Origin of the sequence: Halomonas flagellata, assembly GCF_022487945.1 — a bacterium.
Taxonomy (GTDB): domain Bacteria; phylum Pseudomonadota; class Gammaproteobacteria; order Pseudomonadales; family Halomonadaceae; genus Halomonas; species Halomonas flagellata.
In genome coordinates, this window is record NZ_JAKVPY010000039.1 from 1 (window position 1) to 20,748 (window position 20,748).

Genomic DNA, 20,748 nt, shown 5'->3' on the forward strand with positions numbered 1-20,748 from the left:
GGATTCAAAAGCCTCGCACTATCAGAATCTCGCTGCTCGGTAGCGAGATGGTGGAGGAACTGGCTGAGCGTTGCTGAGATGCCGGAAGTGCCGCTCAGCAAAGGGCCTGATGAAAGAGGCGGGTTGACCTATTCCGCCGAGGCAGGTACTCCCGCAGGGCCAGAAATCAGTGCGATAGTGGCGGTACCCAGCACAGTCGCAACGGCGGCAATCAGAAAGATTTCATCGAGCCCAGACATCGACAGCACGATAGCGCCAAGCACCGCACCAAGACCTATCGCCGCATTAAAGATGGCGACATAGATTGCAGAGGCCGGCAGGGCGTCATCACCAGCTTCCTTGAGGATCCAAGTCTGGAATCCCACCAAAACAGCCGCGATGGCTCCACCCCAAAGGATCAGCATTAGCGTCGTGCCCCACAGGCCCATTACATCCGACATCGTCGACAGCAGCCACAACGCCGCCGAAGCCAGGCAGAGGGCTACCACCAGAACCGATTTGAGCCAGCGGTCGATCAGGCTACCGGTCACCACATTGGCTGCCAGTCCAGCACCACCAAATGCAAGGAGTAGCGGCGCGATCAATGATGGCGTGATATCGCTTTGCGCAGCAAGGTAGGGCTCAATGTAGGTGAATGCCATGAAATGGGAGGTGACCGCAAGCGCAGTGGCGGCAAAGATGCCCAGGAAGCGCGGGTTCGACAGAACGCGCCCCATTGCAGCGACACCGACACCTTCGACCCCTGGCAACTTAGGCAAGGTGGTGAAGCACACCGCAGCGACGCCAAAGGACAATGCCGCGACAGCAGTAAAGGCGGCACGCCAGCCGTCGAGGGTGCCAATCAGATTGGCCAGTGGTACGCCTAGGACGCTGGCAGCTGAGACACCGCCGAAGATGATCGACGTGGCCAGGCCAACGCGATGGGGCGGCACGATCTGCGCGCCAATGGTACCGATCATTGCCCAGAAGGCGCCATGCGCCAGCGCACCGATCACGCGCGCCCCCATGAGCGCTGGGAACGTCTCGGCCATGGCGGCAACCCCACTGGATAGTGCCAGGATTAGCATCAGAGCCACCAGGAGAGGACGCCGCGGCATGCGGGATAGCACGACAGCAGAAAACAGCGCCGCAGCGACAGCGATCCAGGCATAGAGAGTCACGATCAGCCCCGCCTGCGAGGTAGGCGCCCCGAGATCACTCCCGATATTAGAGAGCAGCCCGATCGGCGCCAGCTCCGTGGTAACGATAGTGAAACTACCGACGCCAAGGGCCGTTACGGCAATCCAGTCGCGCCAGGTCGTTTTTTGTGCAGACATGTCAACCTCCTTTTGCTCTGGCCGTCGAACTAGACGGACGTGAAGGCGGATTTCGCCGCTGTGATGGCATTCATCGACGCAGGGATGCCCGCATAGACCGCCACCTGCAGGACGATCTCGACAATCTCCTCGCGAGTCACCCCGGTATTCAATGCGGCGCGCATGTGAAACTCGAGCTGGCCCGGGGCCGTCCCCATTGCAGCCAGCATGGCGATGGTGAGCATTTCCCGGGTCTTCAGTGATATCCCTTCACGGACCACCACGTCGGTAAACGCGAACCCCAGCAGTATCTCGGTCGCGTCGCCATGGAACCCATCGAGGTTTTCCGCAACGCGTTCAGGTGCGCCTGGCTCGAGCCATTCGAGCAGGGCTAACGCCTGGGTGCGACGATCAGAGGGTGTGGCACTCATACGTTCACCCCTTTCATGCCTTCCGAGGTGTAGCGTTCGCCTACCACCGGCAGCGACGCCGTGGCCGTTTCGAGTTGCCGCTGCTCCTCGACGCTAAGTCTGATGTTCGCTGCGGCGACATTCTCTTCGAGGTAGTGCAGCTGCTTGGTGCCTGGGATCGGCACGATGTCGGGCCCTTGTGCCAAGAGCCAGGCCAGCGAGAGCTGGGCCGGGGTGCAGCCCTTCTGCTCGGCGAGTTCGGCGATCACGTCGGCGATCCGACGGTTGGTACCAATCGCCTCCTCTGCGAAACGCGGCAGATGGGCACGGAAGTCACCATGGTCGAGCTCGGCGGTGTCCTGAAACCGACCGGTCAGGAACCCGCGGCCGAGTGGAGAATAGGGTACGAAGCCGATGCCCAACTCACGGCAGGTTGGCAGCACCTCCTGCTCTACTTCGCGGGCCCAGAGCGAATATTCGGTCTGCACCGCGGTGATCGGGTGTACCGCATGAGCCCGGCGCAGCGTTGCGGCGCTAACCTCACACAGGCCAATGCGGGCGATCTTGCCTGACTGGACAAGTCGCTCGAGCCCGCCAATCGTCTCTTCGATCGGTTCTTCGGGATTGATGCGATGGACGTAGTAAAGATCGATTTGCTCAACGCCGAGCCGGCGAAGCGAGGCTTCACAGGCCTTGCGTGCATAGCCAGCACTGTTTTCCAGGCTACGCTTGTATTCCCCAGGGTTACGTACGATGCCAAACTTGCTCGCGATACGAACCTGAGCCTTGTTGCGCGCCAGAAAGCTACCGATCAGTTCTTCGTTGTGATGTGGCCCGTACATGTCTGCCGTGTCGAAAAAGTCGACACCTAGCTCGACGGCCCGCTCCAGCACGCGCAATGACTCACTGTCATCGCGGGGCCCATAGAACTCGCTCATCCCCATGCAGCCCAACCCGATGGCCGAAACCGAGAGGTCGTTGCCAAGCGTTCGATTTTCCATGTCTGCCTCCTTGATGTTTCGGACTGCAGCGTGACAGAATCGAAAAATGGAAAAAACGAACGATACTGGCAAAAGGATTTCCATTATCGGAAACGATATGCCCCGGGGCTTGGTCTGGGACGACACCCGCGCATTTCTTGCCGTGGCGCGCCGCGGTACGCTGAGCGCCGCTGCGGTGGAGCTCAATCTGGGCATCGCTACACTCTCACGGCGTATCGAGCGGCTCGAGGCTGCACTGAATCTCCCACTCTTTGTGCGCCAGCAATCGGGCTACCAGTTGACCGAGGACGGTGCCGATCTCATAGAGAAAGCCGCAGCCCTGGAAGCGGCTGCGCAAGCCTTCACCTCGGGCGCGGACACTCAAGCGCAGATGAGTGGCCAGGTGCGCCTGGCCACGGCTGAAAATCTGGCTACCGAGTTGATACTGCCGGCGCTCCCGGAGTTTCGTGCGCAATACCCCGAGCTGTTGGTTGAAGTCGTGACCGACATCTCGACCACTAACCTACATCGACGAGATGCCGATCTTGCGGTGCGGATGGTCCGGCCCGAACGGGGGAATGTCACGCTACGCCGTCTCGGCACCTTGGGGTATGGGCTTTATTGCAGCTCCGACTACGCATCTCAGCGCGAGGCCAACCCCGACCTGGGCGACTATGACACGGATGCCTTCATCACCTGGGGCGAGATGCAGTCGCACCTGCCTGCCGCACAATGGGTGGAGCGGATCCTGCGTGGGCGCAAGCCAGCGCTGACCACCACCTCACTTGCCGCACAGGTGGCGGCAGCTAAGGCGGGGCTCGGGCTTGCGGTGCTACCTCACTTCATCGCTCGCGATGTGGGGCTGGTCTGCGTTGCCTCGGACATCGGGGTCGACCAGCCAATCTATCTCGTCATCCAAACAGACCTTGCAAGATCGCGGCGCATCAGAGCACTGGCCGACTTCCTCACGGACCTGGTGATCCGAAATCGCGAGCGGCTGAGCGGGTAAGCGACGCACCGGTCTCCCCTGCCCGCCCTCCTTCCTACCCCCTTGATTTGGCTGCATATGGCTGTCAGCCATTAATATTTTCCATTTCTGGAAATCAAATTAAGGGAATTTGCTAAAGACTGCCCTTTCTGAAAGTTGCAACCTGTCTCTGGCGACTCGACGGAATTGACGAGTTTCAGCATTCAATTCCCGTTGAGTGCCCCACTTAGCTGAAACGATTCGCCATGGAGAGACTTATGCCTTCTCAAATCCTCTTGATTTCCAGGTACTCCGTCAAACCCGGTCAGGCAGAAGCACTCGCCACCACGCTAGGCGAGAGTGAAGTGTCTCGCATCTTTGTCTCACTCGACGAGGCCGAGGTGGTAGAACTTCGGGCGCTCGAAGCCAAGCTCGAACTTAGCGCCTTGACTGCCACAACCATGCCGGTTGCGCAGAACGTCGCAAAGCATCTCGTCGGGGACGTACGACGAGAGCTGCTGGATTTCGTTGAAGCACCGAAGGATATCGCCACATTGCTGCCGGCAACCCCCTACATCCAGTTACGACATGTCGAGGTCAAGCCAGAGGCAATGGACGGGTACCGGCAGTGGCGCGAAGAGACGATCTTCGACGTGGTGCGCAGTGCAGACGAGGTTCAAGTCTTCCTAGCGTATCACTCAGTGGTCAGCGGACAGCCCGGCGTGATGTTCGTCTCAGGGTTCTCAGCGGACCCGGAAAGCTACAACGCCGTGTTTGCCTCGGATCGTTATCGTGAAATCGTCCGGCAGGCTGGCGACCGATATATCACCGGTGGCTTAGACGGTCTTTACACTAAGATCTACCGGGCGCTACCCCACTTGGGGGCCTAACGGGAACGGGCAAGCTTCTAGGAGCTTCTCATGAACTGCGAAACTTTAATTCTTGTTTCGGACAAGTTTGTCGACTTTACTGCCGACAAGAAGGCCATAACTGTGAGTCAGCTCAACGCTATGCTCGAGGTTCCCGAGCATATTATTCCCGGGACACTGAAGCTGATACCGGGTTTGGGCGTCTCAGATAACGATATAGTAGAGCTAACCACCAAGATCAATGCTCAGCGCACCTCACCGCATCGCTGGGACGTTTCCGCACTCGCATCCCGCCCTCGCCCCGCCAAGCCTTGCCTATCCCACAAGCGACTCCCCCACAACACGTTAATAGGCACTCCGCATCAGCTGGACGAGAATCGTTTCCGAATGGATCTTTGCATCGACGAAAATTCCGAGCTGATGAGGGATCACCAGACTGGACAGCACGTTCAGGGCATGGTGTTGGTCGAGGCGTCGCGCCAAGCTTTCCTGGCGGTGACTGAAGCCTTCTTTCAAGATGAGGGCGAGGATAGTGTCTACTTTGTCATCAACTCCATGACAACTGAGTTCATGGGGTTCGTCTTCCCGATCCGCTCGCATATTGATTACCGGGTAGTCTCGAAGGACATCAACGAACGCCGCAAAAAGTTCTCAGTGGAAATCGAGATCATCCAGGGTGGAGAGATACGTACGAGATCTGCTATCTCATTCATGGTCTATCCTAACCGGATCATCTCGGAGCGTGAGGCTGCTCTGGCGAGAGACGCGGTCAAGGTGTTCCTTAGCGAGTTCCAACAGCCGGCCACGACCGTCGTCGCGGAGTGAGATGCTTGAATGCAGCAGGTCGGGGCCCGGTGTCCCGACCCATTCGTGAGAGGGCCAGGATGCAAAAACAGACCTACGAGCTCGACCTAACGACGCAAGGTCCCCTATACCCACCCAGTGAGGTAATGGACGAAGACGGTAATTTTATCGTCATCGGCGCCATCAACCGCCCCACTGCTGAAGGCGGGTGTGAGACTCGATGGGGCCGCGCGATCGTCTCAGCGAATAGTGCGGTACCGCCTTTCGGCTGCATGGCGCCCTACGAGATCGTCGAAAGCTTCGATGACCCTATACCCGGCCACATTGCGGGCAAGGTGCTACACACGCTCCCACTTCCTCTACCGTGTACCAACTACCCGATGCTCTTCGCACCAGAGCAATACCCTCACGCCATTTCCGATAGCCGGCCGAGCTTTGCTTTTCATGAGGTTCCGATTCCCGACTTGAGGCCAGAACATGGTCGTCAGCTGCAGGGCCCTGTGACCCTAGCAGATTGGACACGTGCCCGGGGTGAGCTCACCGTTGAGCTGGTAGAGAACCGGCGCGCCGGTCGCTTCTCCTTCCTGTTTGAAGGGTTACTACCGCGCTCACTCTATACAATCATGAGCCTGCGTAAGCATGACCTAAACCCCACTGGGCCAACACGCCCCGGCCCACTGGGTGTGCCCAATGTCTTCGTGACCAACTACAAGGGGGCTGCGCAGTACGACGTCGTTCTGCCGAATCCGTTCCCATCGCCAGACACCGCGGGTGCGAATCGTATCGTCAATGTGGTGGTGCTTTGGATGAGCGATCAGATGAGCCACGGGGGTGCGATTGGTCGCTATGGGCTGGGCGGGGACATCCATGCCCAACTTAAATTTAGAAAGCCAATGTTCGACGACTTCATCACTACTCAAGCCTGATCTAGGGAGGAAATACTATGCCTGTTATTCATATCTCAACTTTCAAGATGGCAGATCAGGAGAAGGCCCAGTCGCTTCTCGAAGAGGTTACCGCCGCGATGCACCGTGTCACTGGCGTTCCGCTCGATAAGATAAGTGCCTACCTGACAGAAATCGAGCCGTCCCGATGGGCTGATGCAGGAGTGTTGGGCTCCGATCCCACCTTCCAAACCCAAAGCCGTCGAAAGTCTTATGATGAGGAGACAGATTAATGAAAAATGAACTCCGATTTGCTTTTTTCGACGTTGACGACACCCTAATCCATATCAAAAGCATGTTCGACTTCTACCACTTCTGGTGTTACGAAGTTTGGCATCGCCCTCAGTTACACGATGACTTCGAGGCTGCATTCGCCCGCATGTTTGCAGAGGGTCGTACCAGGGAGGAACTCAACCGCGCTTACTACCGTTATTTCACAGGAGTCGACCCACAATTACTCGACAGTGCCGGGGCGGATTGGGCGACGGATCGTCTGGCGCGTCCAGATGTATGAGACGTCAACTACTTTGACCGGTCAGTGACAATTAAAATGACCGGTTGGTGGGGTAGTTGTCGTCAGCCTGACGACGCGATCTTTCCTCTCTGTAGTTGACGCTGATAGGCGCGTTTCCGGTAGCTTTCCCCGCTCAGCTCCATCAGCGTGGCGTGGTGAACCAAGCGATCGATGGCGGCGACCGCCATCATGCTGTCGGGAAAGATGCTGTCCCAGGCGCTGAATGGCTGGTTGGCGGTGATGATCAGGCTGGCCGACTCGTAACGGTGGGCGATCAGCTCGAACAGCACCGAGGTCTCGGCCTCGCTGCGTTTGACGTAGCCGATGTCGTCGATGATCAGCACCGCGTACTTGTCGAGTTTGCTCAGCGCGTCGCTCAGGCGCAGGGCCTGCTTGGCCGCCTGAAGCTCCTGCACCATGCCCGATGCCGTGGCGTAACGGACCCGGTACCCCTGGTCGATCAGCGCATGACCCAGGCCGGCGGCCACATGGCTCTTGCCCACCCCGGAGGGGCCGAACAGCAGCAGGTTGTGTGCCTGGTCGACCCACTGGGTGTCGCCTGCCAGGGCGGTCAGCTGCCGACGGTGGTCGGCCGCGATGGAGTCGAACTCGAAGGTTTCCAGCGTCTTGCCCACCGGCAGCCGGGCTTCCTTGAGGTGACGGGCCAGTCGTCGCCGCTCACGCTCGGCCAGTTCGTGCTCGCACAGGGCGGCCAGCGTCTGGGGTAGGCTCCAGCCCTCGGCCTGGGCGCGGACCTCCAGCTGGGGCCAGCAGGCCGCCACGGTAGGCAGGCGCAGTTGCCGCAGCAGCAGCGGCAGGGTCTGGGCATCAGGCATGGCGGCGCACCTCCGTAGCCGAGGTGGAGGGGAGCAGGACGTCATAGCTGGCGATCTCATGCTGCGTGACCTGGGGCAGCGCGATCACGCCCCTTGGCTTGGCGGCAAAGCGCGCCTGGAGGTCGGCCAGCGCGGGGCTCGCCCCGCATTCCAGGGCACCCAGCCAGTAGGTGGCGATTGCCTCGGCCTGGTCCTGCTCGGCCGCCAGCGCCAGGGCCCCGACGATGCGCTTGCAGGCCTCGGCGACCGGCCAGGCGGCGGTCAGCCGGGCGTACAGCTCACGCCAGTCGGCGCCCGGCAGCAGCTCATCACGAAACGTCAGCCCCGCCAGCGCCCGGGGCTTGCGGACCAGCCAGCCGATGACATGGCGATAGTCGATCGCCCGCAGGCGACCGCTCTTCGGCGTGGCATGCAGGCGCGGCAACGTCAGCAGGGCCTGCTGCGCGTGGTGCACCACCAGGCGGTCGTCGTACAGGTGCACGCGCAGCCGCTCGCCGATCAGTCGGGACGGCACCGAGTAGAGCACCTTGCGGACCTGGATGGTGCTGGACGTGGTGACGCGTACCGTCAGCTCGGTGTAATCGGTTCCCGGCCGGCTGGGGAGCGGCTTCAAGGCAGCGCGTTCGAGCGTGATGCGGGCGGCGTTACGCCGGTTGATGGCGGTGGTGATCTCATCGAGGAACACCTGGTAGTCGACGAGGCTGGGGAAATCCTGTGAGCCGCGCAGCGCCAGGCGCTGCTGGAGACGCCGCTTGAAGTGGCCGTGGGGCGACTCGATGCTGGCATTCTCGTGTCCACGTCCCGGATTGTTGCGGGTCGCCGTCATCCCGTAGTGCGCGCACAGGGCCTCATAGCGCTCAGTGAGATCCGTCTTCGCATCACGTTCCAGGTTGCGAAACGCCGCCGACAGGCTGTCGGTGCGGTGCTCCGCCGGGACCCCGCCGAGGCGCTCCAGAGCACCGGTCAGGCCTTCCGACAGGGCCGGATAGCTCTCGCCGCCCAGCACCACGCGCACATGACACCAGCCACTGTAGGCCAGGCGGAAGTGATAGAGCCGGTGGTCGAGTGGGTGCCCGGCGATCGTGATGGTGATGCCCTTGAGCTCGGTGAAGTCGGAGAGACCCCGCAGCCCGGGGCCGTGGGTCTGCGGGAACATCACCTCCTTGTCCGGCCCGTGGGCGGCTCGCCAGCCCTTGACCCGGCGCTGCAGGGTGCGCAGCAGGCTGTCGGGGTACTGGCCGGCGTGCTGCTCCTGAAGCCACTCCAGCAGCGTCAGGGCCTGGAGGTCCGGGGTGGCCGCCAGTTGCGGAACGAGCACTTCATCCCATACGCCAGCGAAGGGGTCTGGCCGGGTCCGCCAATGGCGAGTGGCCGTCGGCTCGGGGGACTCGGCTCGGCGTTCGAGGCGGCGGGCGGTGCTGACGGAGAGGCCGGCCTTGGCGGCGGCGACTTCTTGGGTCTGGCCTTGCTGACGTTGAGACATGTAGAGCGTGACCTGTTGGCTGGTGACCGCCATACCGGCTCCCTGGTGGGTCGGGCGAGCGGTCAAGCTTAGGGCAACCGGTCAGAATAGTTGTCGTCCACCGGCCAGAGTAATTGTCGCTCTATACAGATGACCTCTTCGTCGCGCCAGTGGTAGAAGAACTGCAGCGGTTGCAAGGCGAAGGGGTCACTCCAGTTTTCGTTTCGGGCTCTTTCAATGCCCTTCTCGAACCAATAGCGCGTACACTGGAAGTTCCTCATATTCTTGCAAGTAATCTCGAAGTCGGAGGAGACGGACTATATACCGGCAACATTATGGCTCCGCAGACTATTGGCATGGGCAAAGCCTTAGCAGTTCAGGGCTTTCTTCAGCACCATGTCGCATCTCCGAGCCGCTGTTATGCATTCGGTGATGATCTTTCAGATCTGCCCATGCTTAATGTCGTCGGCCACCCGGTCGCAGTGGGGACCGGCACCGTCCTAGCCGAACGCGCAGCCACTGCGAACTGGCCAGTCATCACAACCTCAGAGCTTTCATAAGGGCTTTGCGCCGAGTCCTTCGAGTCGAAACACACTACAAGCTGCAGGGTCGAACGATGATCCTGCAGCTATTCCTTGCTGCGCCACTCTGTGCGACATAAGGATGCCAAGTCTAACTGAATCCGTGAGATCGCCCCCTTGGAAATCTTCTAACCCACTGATCCGCATGACAATATAGCCACTATCGCTGTTCACCCGGACAGTGCCACGCCCAATGTCAAATTCCGCGCCCGTCGCCGCACCCTCACCAGCCATTCCGGGTTGTCGATCATCGGGCAGTGCCTCGAGATCGCCGGCGTCGACAGCATCGACGGCTGCTTCCCCACCACGCTGGGTATGCGCACCAGCGACGTGGTCAAGAGCTACCTGGGCCTGCTGTGCCTGGGCATGAGCGACTATGACGCCATCGAGAACTTCCGCCGCGACAAGCCCTTCCAGCAACTGCTGACCCTGCTGAAGGTGCCGAGCACCGCCACGCTGCGCCAACGGCTGGAGAAGCTCGCCGCCAATGACCTGCAGGCGCGAACCACGACGTGGTCCACCACCTTGCTGTCGCTGGTCGAGGCACCGATCACCGCCGAGAAGACGCATGTCTGTTTGGACATCGATACCTTCGTCATGGACAACAGCAACTCGCACAAGGAGGGCGTCTCGCGGACCTACCAGAAGGTCGATGGCTACACGCTGGCCCCGGTCGGGTCGTCGCCGATGGCCTCGAGAGTGGTGATCGCCCGCCCCTGGGCCTGGGCGACGGGGGTGACGCAGGAGCGCACCGCCTCGCCATCCAGGTGAACCGTGCAGGCGCCGCACTGCGCCATGCCGCAGCCGAACTTGGTACCGGTGAGCTTGACGACGTCGCGCAGGGCCCAGAGCAGCGGCATCTGCTCCGGCACATCCAGCTCGTGATCCTCACCGTTGATCGTCAGGGTAACCATTCGCCACCTCTCTTATTGTCGTCACGGTGCCTTTCCCAAGGTTAGAAGCTCGGTCAGGGTACGGCACGCGTGAGTCATGCAGTGGTCTTCAGCGAGGCCATATCGATGACGAAGCGGTAGCGCACGACGGCTATACCCCGACGCCGCTCCCGGCGGTAACGCTGATGGCCCTGCATCGGCCGCAGGGTCGAACGCCGCTGCAGGGGGGCGGCGCGCTTCGACCCGGCGCCCCCCTCAACCTGTCGGCCCCAGGGTGGCGATTCGCCCGCCGGCTGGCGGAACGCCATCAGCGCAGCGGGCTGACCCCCTGCCCGGCGAGTTCCGGGAAGTCGTCATGCATCGTCAGCGGCTCGATATTGCGGCGCGTGCCGAGGAACTCGGGCCGCGGGGCGGGCGCGGCATAGGGCTCGACCAGGATGTTGTCCACGCTGTTGTAGACGAAGAACAGGTTGGAGCGCGGCCAGGGTGACATGTTCTCGTTCGAGGCGTGCAGCGTATTGCACTCGAACAACAGCAGCGACCCGGCCGGTCCCTTGGGCGCCTGAATACCACCGTTCTCGGCGAGCATGGCCAAGGCGTCCTGATCCGGCACCCCCAGCCGTTGCGCCTTGAGGGACTCCGTCCAGTTCATTTCCGGCGTTTCCCCCACGCAGGGGACGAACAGGCGGTGAGAGCCGGGGATCAGCATCAGCGGACCATTGAATTCGTTGTTGTCGGTCAGCATCAGCGAGGCGCTCACGGCCCGCATCCGTGGCATGCCGTCTTCCGAGTGCCAGGTCTCGAAGTCCGAATGCCAGTCGAAGCCGCTACCCTGGAAGCCGTACTTGTCATTGATGCGTGACTGGTGAATGTAGACCTCGCTGCCCAGCAACTGCCGCACCATCCCCAGGATGCGCGGGTCCCGGGTCAGTCGGTCGAAGAGCTCCGAGATTTCGTGCATGCCGAACACGGAGCGGATGGCACCGCTGTTGGGGTCCTGGATGACCTGCTCGGAGCGCATCAGCTCCTCGTCGTTGGCCATCTCCCTGAGTTCCGCGAAGAAGGGGTCGATACGATCCTTGGAGAAGAAACCCTCGAACCATAGAAAGCCGTCTCTCTCGTAACGCGAGAGCGCCACTTCATCCAGAGGCCCCTCCCAGCGCCGCTGGTTGCGAGCATGCACGATCGGGTCCAGCCTTCTGAATGGCTCGCGGTACTCCTTCACGCGAGTCGGATAGGGGTCCAGGCGAGTGATCATGGGAAAACCTCCTCATGGTGTCTGCGAATGCCCCCCTTGAATATCCAGTAAGCAAGTTTTTACTGATTCACCGATGGTTCGCTCGTGGTCGGGACGAGACCCGTACCTCCGTCACGGCGAAGGACTCGACCGGTGGCTCGATCAAGGACGCCCCCGCCCGTGTGGATGATTTCGGGGTGGGGGCGCGCGAGTTCAAGTTCGTTGGCCCGAACAGGGCCGATCAGGCCGTTGATGACGAGCGTCCTTGTCGCAGCCGTTCCACCAGTGCCTGCATGCGCGCGACATGGCTGCCGTGCCAGTAGACCTGGCCGCAGCTATCGCACTGCAGGAAACGCTCGACATAGCGCCTCGTCAGGGGCTCGAGGCGTTCGAGGACCGCTGCCTTGTCGACCGGTTCCAGCCGGCCGTTGCAGCGCGTGCAGCGGGTGAAGGGGGCGAAGGCCCCATGGAGGTCGAAGGTGTTGCAGACCTCCTCGACCTGCCGCCAGGGATCGTCGGCACGCACGAAGTGGGCCAGGGAGATGCGCTTGCGCTTGAGCAGCGGGCGGTCGCGGGTGAGCAGGATGCGCTGCTCCTCGTCGGCGCAGGCGGCCAGTACGCCGTCGGTGACGTCGTTGCGGTAGCGGCAGTCGAAACCGAGCAGGCGCAGGTAGCGGGCCAGCCTGCCCAGATGGGCATCCAGTACGAAACGAGGCTCGGCCGGTGGCCGCGGCCGCAGGTGCCGGGGCGACTCGACCGGCGCGGCCAGCGACCAGGGGTAGACCTCGACCCGATCGCCGTCGCGCAGGATGGCCTCGAAGCCCACCGAAGCCCCATCGATCAGGATGACGTCGACCTCGGTGTGCGGCACCCCCAGGGACTCGATCACGTCCTTGATGGCGGCCCGGCGCTCGAACGCATGGCCGAAGACCTTGCCGCGCCTCTCCCGCGGCAGGAAGTCGTTCAACTCGGCATGGAAACGGAAAGTGGCGTCGGCCATGGCGTGCCCCCGGCTGACTGCTAGTTTACGCCACTTCCCGACGGCCCGGCCGAACCATCCGGGTGGCGATGGCCGTGCCGGGCAGGGGATCGGCAGTGCCGCCCCCACTACCATGCGCACCAGGATCAGCGGCACGGGCTCGAACTCGGGCACCGCCCCCCGCATGAAGATGAAGGACACGCCCCACAGCGAGGAGAGCAGGATCAGGCCGAAACCGGTTACCCTGAGATGCCGGGCCCGCGTTGATACCGCGGCTGGCGCTGCCGGCTCAGTGACATACGCTTACATGCGTGGGCGAGTGTATCCGCGAATGGCGGATCATAGGGGTGCAGGAGATTGTTATAAATACCAGGAATAAAGAGGTCGGCTCGCCATGGAATCCGTTGTCCGCAACATCTTGAAGATGAGACGTCGATACCTCGATACGACACCTAGTTCGGTGAAGCATGTGAGGAACGTCGGCGTCCTGGGGTTGTTGTTGATGCTGGGGAGCCTGGTGGTCTATTTCACCGGTGGAACTGCCTACGCCTATCCTTACCTGATGATGATTCCAGTGCTGCTCGGCGCCGCCTGGTATCTGCTGCCCGGGGGGCTGATCGTGGCCCTGGTCGCCGGCGTGCTGATGGCGCTCATGCCGCTGCATGTGGATGCCGGCACTGCCCAGTCCTCGAGCAACTGGCTGATACGCATCGCCATGTTCATGCTTCTGGGCGGGGTGGCCGGCTGGTTATTCCAGTCGCGACGCCAGGCGACCGAAGAGCGTATTGCCGTGGCCCGCGTCGATCCACGGTCGGGACTTCCCAATATGGTCGCCCTGGAGGAGGATCTCCTCAAGAGCCTGCGCCATCGGAAGGAGGGGAAGTCGGTGGGGCTGATGCTGGTCAGGATCACCGATATCACGGACGTCATGGAAGCCATGGGGATGGATGCGTCCGATGAACTGATTCTCGCCATGGGGGAGCGCCTGCGACATGCGATTCGTGGGGGAGCGACGGCCTACCGATTCAGCAACGCCGAGCTGGCACTCATCGTCAGCGACATCGTGCCGGATGACCTGACACGCATAGCGGGGCGCCTGACGGAGATCGGGGAGGAGAGCCTGCAGATACAGCAGGTGCCCATTCGCGTGCAGTTGGTGATGGGCAGCAGCGTTGCATCAGAAGAAGAAGGCTCACCCGAGTCCTTGATTCATGAGGCGAGAATCGCCATGTTCGCCGCCATTGAAAGGCGGCTTTCCCACAGCCGTTATTCTCCCGCCTTCCAGCGGCGCACGGTCCACGCCATACAGTTGATCGCCCGGGTGAGGAAAGGCCTGGCAGAGGGCGAGTTCGAACTGCACTATCAACCCAAGATTCGCCTCGCCGATGGTCGGGTGTGCGGCTGCGAGGGGTTGATTCGCTGGCGTGGCAGCGACGGCGGCCTGATCTCGCCGGGGATGTTCATGCCCAAGGTCGAGAGCACGACCCTGATCTCGCCGGTCACTCGCTTCGTTGTCGAGCAGGCTTGCCGGTTCGCGGAACATGAAACGGGGCCGGGCGAGGTGAGCATCAACCTCTCGGTGCATAACCTGTACGACGAGGAACTGCTGCAGGTCATCCGAATGCTCGTCGAACGGCTCGGCTCGCGGGCACACACCCTGGAAGTGGAGATCACCGAAAGCGCCTTGATCGGTGACCTGGAGGCGGCGCGCCAGGCCATTCAACGAATGCGTGATTTTGGCGTAGGCGTGAGTATCGACGACTTCGGCACCGGCTTCGCGTCTTTCGAATACCTGCGCCACCTGCCGATCACGGGCCTCAAGATCGATCGCGCCTTCGTCGTCGGTCTGGAAGAGGACAAGCGGGCGCGTGACCTGATGGCCTGCATGATTGACGTGGGCCACGCCCTGGAGCTGGTGGTGACCGCCGAAGGGGTGGAAACCTCCGGACAGCATGAGTGTCTGCGTGAACTGGGCTGTGACCAGGCGCAGGGGTTCTATTTTTCGCCGGCCCTTCCCGCATCGGAATACCGTGAGTGGTGCCAGGGGTACGCTGCTCGGCAACGGCTGAGCCTTGACCCCTCCTGACAGGGAGGGCGGTCAGCGGCGCCAGCCGCGGCGCAGGCGCCGTGCCGTGGCCTGCCAGAAGCCGGTCGATGATATGGCGCAGGGAGCGGCCAGTACCTCGATGGCCTGCTGCAGCGGCAGAAGGATGGCGTCCAGGTGCTGGTGGCAGAGCTTGCTGTTCAGCCCGCCCGGGCACTGGGCGAGCAGCAGGCCGCAATGGTAGTAGGCGGCGTCCAGCGCCTGCCGGGCATCGCCAAGGTAGCCACCCTGGTCGCGGCAGGCGCGCAGCTCCCGTGACAGCATCATGAGCAGGTTGGTGTCGAGCCAGCAGGGCAGGCTGTCGCTCTCCCTGCCGGCCATGGAGCGCTTGATCGCCTGGAAGGAGACGTGCAGAAAGACGGCGGTGTAATACACCTTGGAGCGTTCTGCGTTCATGGCGACGTGGGCTCGACAGGATGGATTTGTTAACGAGAATCACTCTCGATAGTAGGCAAGCCGGGAAGACCCTGTCAAACCCCGCCCCGCCATGCGGCGCTGCCGATGACCAGCCAGCCGTCGCCATCGACGTTTGCCGGTATGCCGATGCCTTCGTCGGTTGTGAGCGTCGTGGTGCCGGTCGCCAATGGTGGCGGGCTTGTCAGCGAGTCGTCGGGTCCTGTGGCTGTGCGAGCCGCGGTTCTGGTATCTTTGGCACCATGATGTTGGTTGATGGAGAGACGATGACCACGGAGTTGAGCGAGTTCGAGCAGAACATGCGTCGCGAGATCGACGCTTTCCTGAAACCCGGGAAGGGGAGAGAGTCGAAGCCCCTGGCACCGGTGGCCAAGCCGGCCCGGGAGCCTGGCCGGGTCAGGCAGCCGGCCGGATCCCACCGGACCGGGCACGTCATCAAGCTGGCGGTGCGCAAGAAGCAGCTCGAGATGGACACCGTCTTCGAGCATGTCTCGCCCAGTATCTCCAAGCTCGAAGCACAGCTGGAAGCCGAGAAGGCCGCCAGGCAGGCAGGCTACCCCATCATCGGCTATGTCATCGAGACCCGGCGGCTGTAGGAGCGCATTACCGGGGTGCCCCGGGGCCATGGGGCGTTCGGCTGTGGTGGTTAAGGCGAGCTGCCTGGCGCTCATCACGGCCGAAGTTTTACGGATTTTTTAGAGTCAGGCGTGGTTCGATAGCTTCCTTGGTGCCCTGTCCGGCCTGCGGTGGCGGGGCAGGGGTGTCCGCCCTTGGCGTGATCACGAAGACAGGGGGCGATCGTGCCCGCGATGAATTCGCTGTTCCTGCGTGTGGGGGCCCGTGTCCAGGACTGGGCCCCGGTATTGAAGGTGTTGTCGGTACTCTGGCTGGTGCTGGCCCTGTTCATGGTGCTGCCCTGGGCGGTGCTGGTGATCGAGGGGGAGCCCGACGCCATGGCGTTCGGCCTGTCGATTGCCATCGTGCTGGCCGCGGTGGCGCTGACCTGGCTGGCCACGATGAACGTGAGTGTCGCACTCAAGCCGTGGCAGATGTTCGTGCTTACCACCCTGAGCTGGGTCACCATCAGCGGGTTTGCCAGCCTGCCGTTGGTGCTGGCGGCATCCCGGCTCTCCGTGACCAATGCGGTGTTCGAGTCGGTATCGGCGATCACCACCACCGGTTCGACGATTCTGGTGGGCATCGAGTTTCTGTCCGATGGCCTCAAGCTGTGGCGCGGCATCATGCAGTGGCTCGGTGGCATCGGCATCATCGTCATGGGCATCGCCATCCTGCCATTCCTCAAGGTGGGCGGTATGCGCCTGTTCCATACCGAGTCCTCGGACTGGTCGGACAAGGTGATGCCGCGCACCGGCGGCATCGCCAAGGCGACTCTCGGCATCTACTGCGGTTTCACCTTCACGGCCATGCTCGCCTACTGGCTCGGCGGCATGGCGCCGCTGGATGCCGTGGTGCACGGCATGACCTCGCTGGCCACCGGCGGTTTCGCCAACTCCGATGCCTCCTTCGGCGCCTACGCCGACAGTCCCCACCTGCTCTGGATGGGCAGCCTCTTCATGCTCGCCGGGGCCTTGCCCTTCGTGCTCTATATCCGTTTCCTGCGTGGCTCCCACCTGGCGCTATGGCACGATCAACAGGTGCAGGGGCTGCTGCTGCTGCTCGCGGTGGTGATCCTCTTGCTGACCGGCTGGCGGATGTGGCTGGGGACGCCGCCCTTCGAGGCGCTGACCCATGTCGCCTTCAACGTCATTTCCGTCGTCACCACCACCGGCTATGCGTCGGACGACTACAGCGCCTGGGGGGCACTGGCCTTCGTGGCCTTCTTCTACCTGACCTTCGTCGGCGGCTGCAGTGGCTCCACCAGCGGCGGCATGAAGATCTTCCGCTTCCAGGTGGCGGTGATCCTGCTGCGCAACCAGCTGCGCTTCCTGATCCATGCCCATGGGATATTCGCCTCGCGCTACAACAATCAGCCACTGACCGACGACGTCACCCGCGGCGTGGTGGCCTTCTCGTTCTTCTTCTTCCTCACCATCGCCGGGCTGGCGCTGGGCCTGGCCCTGATGGGACTGGACTTCACCACGGCGCTCTCCGGGGCCGCCACGGCCGTGGCCAACGTCGGCCCGGGGCTGGGCGATATCATCGGCCCCGCCGGCAACTTCGCGTCGCTGCCGGATGCCGCCAAATGGCTGCTGTGCGTGGGCATGCTGCTGGGACGGCTCGAGATCCTCACCGTGCTGGTATTGCTGACGCCGATGTTCTGGCGCAAGTAGGCTGACGAATGCCCCGACCTCGAGGACGACCGGATCGATGAACGAAGCTCCCGAGCCACCCCCCGCCAGTGACCTGCCGTCGGCAGCAGCGCCGGGCGCTGTCGAGCAAGTTCGACGGACGTCGGTGAATCGCGTGCGCCTGCTGGTGGCACTCAGCGGCGGCAGCGAGGATGCCGCCCTGGTGCGCACCGCCCATCGCCTGGCCGAGCGCGACGGCGTGCGCTGGCGGGCGATACACGTGGACAACGGCCGCGACGACCCCGAGCGCCGCCTGGGGCTGGAAAAGGGCTTCGCCATGGCGCACCGGCTGGGCGGCGAGACCCGGGTGCTGCAGGGGCAGGACAGGGCCGCGGAGCTACTCGACTATGCCCGCGAGCATCGCATTGCCACCCTGCTGGTGGGCTGTTCCCGCCCCTCGGGCTGGCGTGTCTGGCGCCGTACCCTCGCCGAGCAGTTGTTGCGCCAGGGCGGGACCTTCGACCTGGTGGTGGCGGCGGAGGCCCGGCGGCGCCCGCGGTTCCGGCCTCGACGTACCTGGCAGCCCCTGCGCTTGCGTGAGCCGGCGATGGCGCTGCTCAGCACCTTGGGCGCCGTGACCGTGGCCGGGGTGCTGGACTCCTGGCTGGAGCTGGCCAACCTGTCGCTGGTGTTCCTCGCCGCGGTGCTGGTCAGTGCCACCCTGGCCGGCACCCGGGCGGCGATGCTCAGTGCCGCGCTCGGCTTCCTGGCCTTCAACTTCTTCTTCACCCAGCCGCGCTTCTCCCTGGCCATCGTCGAGCATGGGCAGCTGCTCACCGTGGTCTTCTTCCTGCTGGTGGCGGTGGTGGTCGGCCAACTCGCCGGCAGCGGGCGACGCCGGTTGCTGGCACTGCGCTCCAGCCGGGAGCAGACCCACCGGCTGCTGACCTATGCCCGTGCCCTGTCGGCCGCCACCGATCGGGACAAGGTGGGCGATATCGGTGTCACGGCGCTGGAGCGCTGGCTGGACGTCCCGGTGGTGCTGCTCGACCGGGATGCGGAGGGCGCCGACCTGACGATCCGCCACGCGGCCCCACCTGGCATGACCCTGGATCCGGGCGCCCTGACGGCGGCGGGCTGGAGCTGGCAGCATCGCCGGCCCAGTGGTATCGGCACCGAGAACCTGCCCGACCAGCAATGGCGGCTGTTGCCCCTGGTGGAGCAGGGGCGAGTGCTGGGCATCGTGGGCCTGAAGCTGGCGGTGCGCGAGACGTCCCCGGGGCCCGACGAGGAGGCGCTGATCGAGGCGCTGTCCAGCCAGCTGACCATGGCCCTGGAGCGTACCCGCCTGGTCGGCGAGCTGGGCGCGGCGCGCCTCTCCGAGGAGAACGAGCGGCTGCGTTCGGCCCTGCTGTCGTCGGTCTCCCACGATCTGCGCACGCCGCTGGCGTCGATCATCGGCTCGGCCAGCTCGCTGCGTGAACTCGAGCCGCAGCTGAGCCGGCAGGACAGGCGCGAGCTGCTCGACGGCATCCTGAGCGAGAGCGAGCGGCTCAACCGCTACATCCAGAACCTGCTCGACATGACGCGCCTGGGGCACGGCAGCCTCAAGATCGAACGCGACTGGATCTCGCTGGATGACCTGGTGGCGGCCGCCCTGCGGCGGCTGGAACCCTCCCTGGAGGGCGTGGAGGTCGAGCGTGACTGGCCCGAGGACCTGCCGCTGCTGCATGTGCACCCCGCCTTGATCGAACAGGCCCTGGTCAACGTGATCGACAATGCCGTGCGCTTCTCGCCACCGGGCGGCAGGGTCGGCATCCACGCCCGACTCGACGCCGCGGAGTGGCAACTCGAGATCAGGGTGACGGACCAGGGCCCGGGCATCGCCCCCGAGCTCCGCGAGGCGGTATTCGACATGTTCTTCACCGGCGGCGAGGGCGATCGCAGCCGCTACGGCACCGGCCTTGGCCTGGCCATCTGCCGTGGCATGCTCGGCGCCCATGGCGGCGGTATCGATGCCAAGGCCGGCCCCGGCGGCATCGGCACCAGTATCGTGATGCACCTGCCCCTGCCGGCAGACGAAGAGGGGGACCCCGATGACGACTGATCGCCGACGGGTGCTGATCGTCGACGACGAGCCGCAGATTCGCCGCTTCCTGCGTATCAGCCTGGTCTCCCAGGGGTTCGAGGTGCTCGAGGCCGCGACCGGCGCCGAAGGGGTGTCGCGTGCCCTGGACGAGGCGCCCGACCTGGTGCTGCTGGACCTGGGGCTCCCCGACATGGACGGCCAGGCGGTGCTGAATTCGCTGCGCTCCCGCAGCTCGGTCCCGGTGATCGTGGTCTCGGTGCGCGGGCACGAGGCCGAGAAGGTACGGGCCCTGGACACCGGCGCCAACGACTATGTCACCAAGCCGTTCGGCATCCAGGAGCTGCTGGCGCGGGTGCGCTCGCTGCTGCGCCACCACGGGGGAGCCCGCGATGGCCCGGCGGCATTGCGCTATCGCCGCGCCGGCCTGGTCATCGATCTCGACGCCCGGCGGGTCAGCCTCGACGACGAGCCGGTGCACCTGACACCGAAGGAGTATGCCGTGCTGGAGCGCCTGGTGAGGCACGCCGGGCGTGTCGTGACCCAGACCCAGCTGCTGCGCGAGGTGTGGGGGCCAACCCATGCCCACGACACCCACTACCTGCGCATCGTGGTCAGCAAGCTGCGCCACAAGCTCGGCGACGACCCCCAGGCGCCGTACCTGCTGCAGACCGAGGCGGGGATCGGCTATCGCCTGCTGGCGGAGCCCGACCCGCCCGGGTGACGACCGGCCGGGCGGGCATTCACACTCGACGCGAGACGAACCCTTCATGGAGTCGGCGATATGAAGATCATCATTCTCGGCGCCGGCCAGGTCGGCGGCACCCTGGCCGAACACCTGGCCCGCGAGGAGAACGACATCACCGTGGTGGACACCGACGGCGAGCGGCTGCGCGAGCTGCATACCCGGCTCGACATCCGCACCGTGGTGGGGCGGGGCTCCTACCCCATGGTGCTGCGCCAGGCCGGCTGCGAGGACGCCGACATGCTGATCGCAGTGACCAGCGCCGACGAGGTCAACATGATCGCCTGCCAGGTCGCCCACACCCTGTTCCGCACCCCGACCAAGATCGCCCGGGTGCGCGCCACCGCCTACCTGACCCGCAAGGGGCTGTTCGCCCACG

The 20,748-nt window shown here is 63.5% G+C and carries 22 protein-coding genes and 1 pseudogene; 14 read left to right on the forward strand and 9 right to left on the reverse strand.

What is annotated here, in order from left to right; genetic code table 11:
• Positions 1 to 128: 128 nt before the first annotated feature.
• From MKP05_RS19985 to MKP05_RS19995, 3 genes are read right to left on the reverse strand one after another with little or no spacing between them, the layout of a single operon-like run.
• Entirely contained in the window at positions 129 to 1,316 is a 1,188-nt protein-coding gene (locus tag MKP05_RS19985) for an MFS transporter (RefSeq protein WP_240569930.1), read from the reverse strand.
• A 29-nt stretch (positions 1,317 to 1,345) separates the two neighbouring features.
• On the reverse strand, positions 1,346 to 1,726 hold the full coding sequence (locus MKP05_RS19990; RefSeq protein ID WP_240569931.1) for a carboxymuconolactone decarboxylase family protein: 381 nt from the start codon (positions 1,724 to 1,726) through the stop codon (positions 1,346 to 1,348).
• A complete protein-coding gene (locus MKP05_RS19995) occupies positions 1,723 to 2,706 on the reverse strand; it encodes an aldo/keto reductase (protein ID WP_240569932.1) in 984 nt (327 codons plus the stop codon). Before MKP05_RS19995 ends, MKP05_RS19990 begins: the two co-directional genes overlap by 4 nt.
• A gap of 46 nt (positions 2,707 to 2,752) precedes the next feature.
• On the opposite strand from MKP05_RS19995, the gene MKP05_RS20000 reads away from it, so the two are divergent.
• The 6 genes from MKP05_RS20000 (at position 2,753) to MKP05_RS20025 (ending at position 6,783) form a co-directional block, all read left to right on the forward strand.
• Positions 2,753 to 3,694: a LysR family transcriptional regulator gene (locus tag MKP05_RS20000; protein ID WP_240569933.1), complete on the forward strand. Its 942-nt coding sequence runs from the start codon at positions 2,753 to 2,755 to the stop codon at positions 3,692 to 3,694.
• Between the two features lie 236 nt (positions 3,695 to 3,930).
• The gene (locus MKP05_RS20005) at positions 3,931 to 4,542 is read left to right on the forward strand and encodes a hypothetical protein (RefSeq protein WP_240569934.1); all 612 of its coding nucleotides are present in this window, start codon (positions 3,931 to 3,933) and stop codon (positions 4,540 to 4,542) included.
• 30 nt (positions 4,543 to 4,572) lie between these two features.
• Positions 4,573 to 5,346: an AfsA-related hotdog domain-containing protein gene (locus tag MKP05_RS20010; protein ID WP_240569935.1), complete on the forward strand. Its 774-nt coding sequence runs from the start codon at positions 4,573 to 4,575 to the stop codon at positions 5,344 to 5,346.
• 59 nt (positions 5,347 to 5,405) lie between these two features.
• Positions 5,406 to 6,251: a hypothetical protein gene (locus MKP05_RS20015; RefSeq protein WP_240569936.1), complete on the forward strand. Its 846-nt coding sequence runs from the start codon at positions 5,406 to 5,408 to the stop codon at positions 6,249 to 6,251.
• Between the two features lie 17 nt (positions 6,252 to 6,268).
• Positions 6,269 to 6,502, forward strand: a complete 234-nt coding sequence (locus tag MKP05_RS20020; RefSeq protein ID WP_240569937.1) for a tautomerase family protein — start codon at positions 6,269 to 6,271, stop codon at positions 6,500 to 6,502.
• Positions 6,502 to 6,783, forward strand: a complete 282-nt coding sequence (locus MKP05_RS20025) for an HAD family hydrolase (RefSeq protein WP_240569938.1) — start codon at positions 6,502 to 6,504, stop codon at positions 6,781 to 6,783. Before MKP05_RS20020 ends, MKP05_RS20025 begins: the two co-directional genes overlap by 1 nt.
• Positions 6,784 to 6,845: 62 nt before the next feature.
• Here the strand turns inward: MKP05_RS20025 and istB are convergent, their stop codons facing one another.
• Both istB and istA read right to left on the reverse strand, forming a co-directional pair.
• Positions 6,846 to 7,619 carry an IS21-like element helper ATPase IstB gene (gene istB, locus MKP05_RS20030; RefSeq protein ID WP_240569939.1) on the reverse strand — a complete coding sequence of 258 codons (774 nt, stop codon included), beginning with the start codon at positions 7,617 to 7,619 and terminating at the stop codon, positions 6,846 to 6,848.
• A complete protein-coding gene (gene istA, locus MKP05_RS20035; protein WP_439109009.1) occupies positions 7,612 to 9,135 on the reverse strand; it encodes an IS21 family transposase in 1,524 nt (507 codons plus the stop codon). The genes istB and istA overlap by 8 nt, the downstream gene beginning before the upstream one ends.
• A gap of 80 nt (positions 9,136 to 9,215) precedes the next feature.
• Between istA and MKP05_RS20040 the strand changes: the two genes are divergently transcribed.
• Together MKP05_RS20040 and MKP05_RS20045 are read left to right on the forward strand one after the other, a co-directional pair.
• On the forward strand, positions 9,216 to 9,641 hold the full coding sequence (locus MKP05_RS20040) for an HAD family hydrolase (protein WP_240569940.1): 426 nt from the start codon (positions 9,216 to 9,218) through the stop codon (positions 9,639 to 9,641).
• 183 nt (positions 9,642 to 9,824) lie between these two features.
• A pseudogene (locus tag MKP05_RS20045) lies at positions 9,825 to 10,325 on the forward strand (transposase family protein); the annotation flags it as partial.
• Here the strand turns inward: MKP05_RS20045 and MKP05_RS20050 are convergent.
• The 3 genes from MKP05_RS20050 to MKP05_RS20060 all read right to left on the reverse strand — a co-directional run bounded on the left by MKP05_RS20050 (position 10,319) and on the right by MKP05_RS20060 (position 12,792).
• On the reverse strand, positions 10,319 to 10,576 hold the full coding sequence (locus tag MKP05_RS20050) for a (2Fe-2S)-binding protein (RefSeq protein ID WP_439109010.1): 258 nt from the start codon (positions 10,574 to 10,576) through the stop codon (positions 10,319 to 10,321). The pseudogene MKP05_RS20045 and the gene MKP05_RS20050 overlap by 7 nt on opposite strands.
• A 286-nt stretch (positions 10,577 to 10,862) precedes the next feature.
• Positions 10,863 to 11,813, reverse strand: a complete 951-nt coding sequence (gene thpD, locus MKP05_RS20055; RefSeq protein ID WP_110285514.1) for an ectoine hydroxylase — start codon at positions 11,811 to 11,813, stop codon at positions 10,863 to 10,865.
• 220 nt (positions 11,814 to 12,033) lie between these two features.
• Positions 12,034 to 12,792, reverse strand: coding sequence for a Mut7-C RNAse domain-containing protein (locus MKP05_RS20060; RefSeq protein WP_240569942.1), 759 nt, complete (start codon positions 12,790 to 12,792; stop codon positions 12,034 to 12,036).
• Positions 12,793 to 13,165: 373 nt separating this feature from the next.
• On the opposite strand from MKP05_RS20060, the gene MKP05_RS20070 reads away from it, so the two are divergent.
• Positions 13,166 to 14,857, forward strand: coding sequence for a putative bifunctional diguanylate cyclase/phosphodiesterase (locus MKP05_RS20070; RefSeq protein WP_240569943.1), 1,692 nt, complete (start codon positions 13,166 to 13,168; stop codon positions 14,855 to 14,857).
• Positions 14,858 to 14,869: 12 nt separating this feature from the next.
• Here the strand turns inward: MKP05_RS20070 and MKP05_RS20075 are convergent, their stop codons facing one another.
• A complete protein-coding gene (locus tag MKP05_RS20075; RefSeq protein ID WP_240569944.1) occupies positions 14,870 to 15,271 on the reverse strand; it encodes a hypothetical protein in 402 nt (133 codons plus the stop codon).
• 284 nt (positions 15,272 to 15,555) lie between these two features.
• Here MKP05_RS20075 and MKP05_RS20080 point away from each other — a divergent pair, with 284 nt between their 5' ends.
• The 5 genes from MKP05_RS20080 to MKP05_RS20100 all read left to right on the forward strand — a co-directional run.
• Positions 15,556 to 15,885: a hypothetical protein gene (locus tag MKP05_RS20080; protein ID WP_240569945.1), complete on the forward strand. Its 330-nt coding sequence runs from the start codon at positions 15,556 to 15,558 to the stop codon at positions 15,883 to 15,885.
• Positions 15,886 to 16,098: 213 nt separating this feature from the next.
• Positions 16,099 to 17,580 (forward strand): TrkH family potassium uptake protein, encoded by a 1,482-nt coding sequence (gene trkI, locus MKP05_RS20085; RefSeq protein ID WP_240569949.1) that lies wholly within the window; start codon positions 16,099 to 16,101, stop codon positions 17,578 to 17,580.
• A gap of 37 nt (positions 17,581 to 17,617) precedes the next feature.
• On the forward strand, positions 17,618 to 19,645 hold the full coding sequence (locus MKP05_RS20090) for an ATP-binding protein (RefSeq protein WP_240569946.1): 2,028 nt from the start codon (positions 17,618 to 17,620) through the stop codon (positions 19,643 to 19,645).
• Positions 19,635 to 20,348, forward strand: coding sequence for a response regulator (locus MKP05_RS20095; protein WP_240569947.1), 714 nt, complete (start codon positions 19,635 to 19,637; stop codon positions 20,346 to 20,348). Before MKP05_RS20090 ends, MKP05_RS20095 begins: the two co-directional genes overlap by 11 nt.
• A 60-nt stretch (positions 20,349 to 20,408) precedes the next feature.
• Positions 20,409 to 20,748: NAD-binding protein (locus MKP05_RS20100; RefSeq protein WP_240569621.1), on the forward strand; the 340-nt coding region annotated here is incomplete at its 3' end.

Coding starts and splice junctions, on each gene's coding strand:
- MKP05_RS19985 (WP_240569930.1), bottom strand. CDS start 1,316: ATGTCTGCACAAAAAACGACCTGGCGCGACTGGATTGCCGTAACGGCC.
- MKP05_RS20080 (WP_240569945.1), top strand. CDS start 15,556: ATGACCACGGAGTTGAGCGAGTTCGAGCAGAACATGCGTCGCGAGATC.
- istB (WP_240569939.1), bottom strand. CDS start 7,619: ATGCCTGATGCCCAGACCCTGCCGCTGCTGCTGCGGCAACTGCGCCTG.
- thpD (WP_110285514.1), bottom strand. CDS start 11,813: ATGATCACTCGCCTGGACCCCTATCCGACTCGCGTGAAGGAGTACCGC.
- MKP05_RS20095 (WP_240569947.1), top strand. CDS start 19,635: ATGACGACTGATCGCCGACGGGTGCTGATCGTCGACGACGAGCCGCAG.
- MKP05_RS20000 (WP_240569933.1), top strand. CDS start 2,753: ATGGAAAAAACGAACGATACTGGCAAAAGGATTTCCATTATCGGAAAC.
- MKP05_RS20090 (WP_240569946.1), top strand. CDS start 17,618: ATGAACGAAGCTCCCGAGCCACCCCCCGCCAGTGACCTGCCGTCGGCA.
- MKP05_RS19990 (WP_240569931.1), bottom strand. CDS start 1,726: ATGAGTGCCACACCCTCTGATCGTCGCACCCAGGCGTTAGCCCTGCTC.
- trkI (WP_240569949.1), top strand. CDS start 16,099: ATGAATTCGCTGTTCCTGCGTGTGGGGGCCCGTGTCCAGGACTGGGCC.
- MKP05_RS20020 (WP_240569937.1), top strand. CDS start 6,269: ATGCCTGTTATTCATATCTCAACTTTCAAGATGGCAGATCAGGAGAAG.
- MKP05_RS20060 (WP_240569942.1), bottom strand. CDS start 12,792: ATGGCCGACGCCACTTTCCGTTTCCATGCCGAGTTGAACGACTTCCTG.
- MKP05_RS20015 (WP_240569936.1), top strand. CDS start 5,406: ATGCAAAAACAGACCTACGAGCTCGACCTAACGACGCAAGGTCCCCTA.
- MKP05_RS20010 (WP_240569935.1), top strand. CDS start 4,573: ATGAACTGCGAAACTTTAATTCTTGTTTCGGACAAGTTTGTCGACTTT.
- istA (WP_439109009.1), bottom strand. CDS start 9,135: ATGGCGGTCACCAGCCAACAGGTCACGCTCTACATGTCTCAACGTCAG.
- MKP05_RS20050 (WP_439109010.1), bottom strand. CDS start 10,576: ATGGTTACCCTGACGATCAACGGTGAGGATCACGAGCTGGATGTGCCG.
- MKP05_RS20070 (WP_240569943.1), top strand. CDS start 13,166: ATGGAATCCGTTGTCCGCAACATCTTGAAGATGAGACGTCGATACCTC.
- MKP05_RS19995 (WP_240569932.1), bottom strand. CDS start 2,706: ATGGAAAATCGAACGCTTGGCAACGACCTCTCGGTTTCGGCCATCGGG.
- MKP05_RS20005 (WP_240569934.1), top strand. CDS start 3,931: ATGCCTTCTCAAATCCTCTTGATTTCCAGGTACTCCGTCAAACCCGGT.
- MKP05_RS20075 (WP_240569944.1), bottom strand. CDS start 15,271: ATGAACGCAGAACGCTCCAAGGTGTATTACACCGCCGTCTTTCTGCAC.
- MKP05_RS20025 (WP_240569938.1), top strand. CDS start 6,502: ATGAAAAATGAACTCCGATTTGCTTTTTTCGACGTTGACGACACCCTA.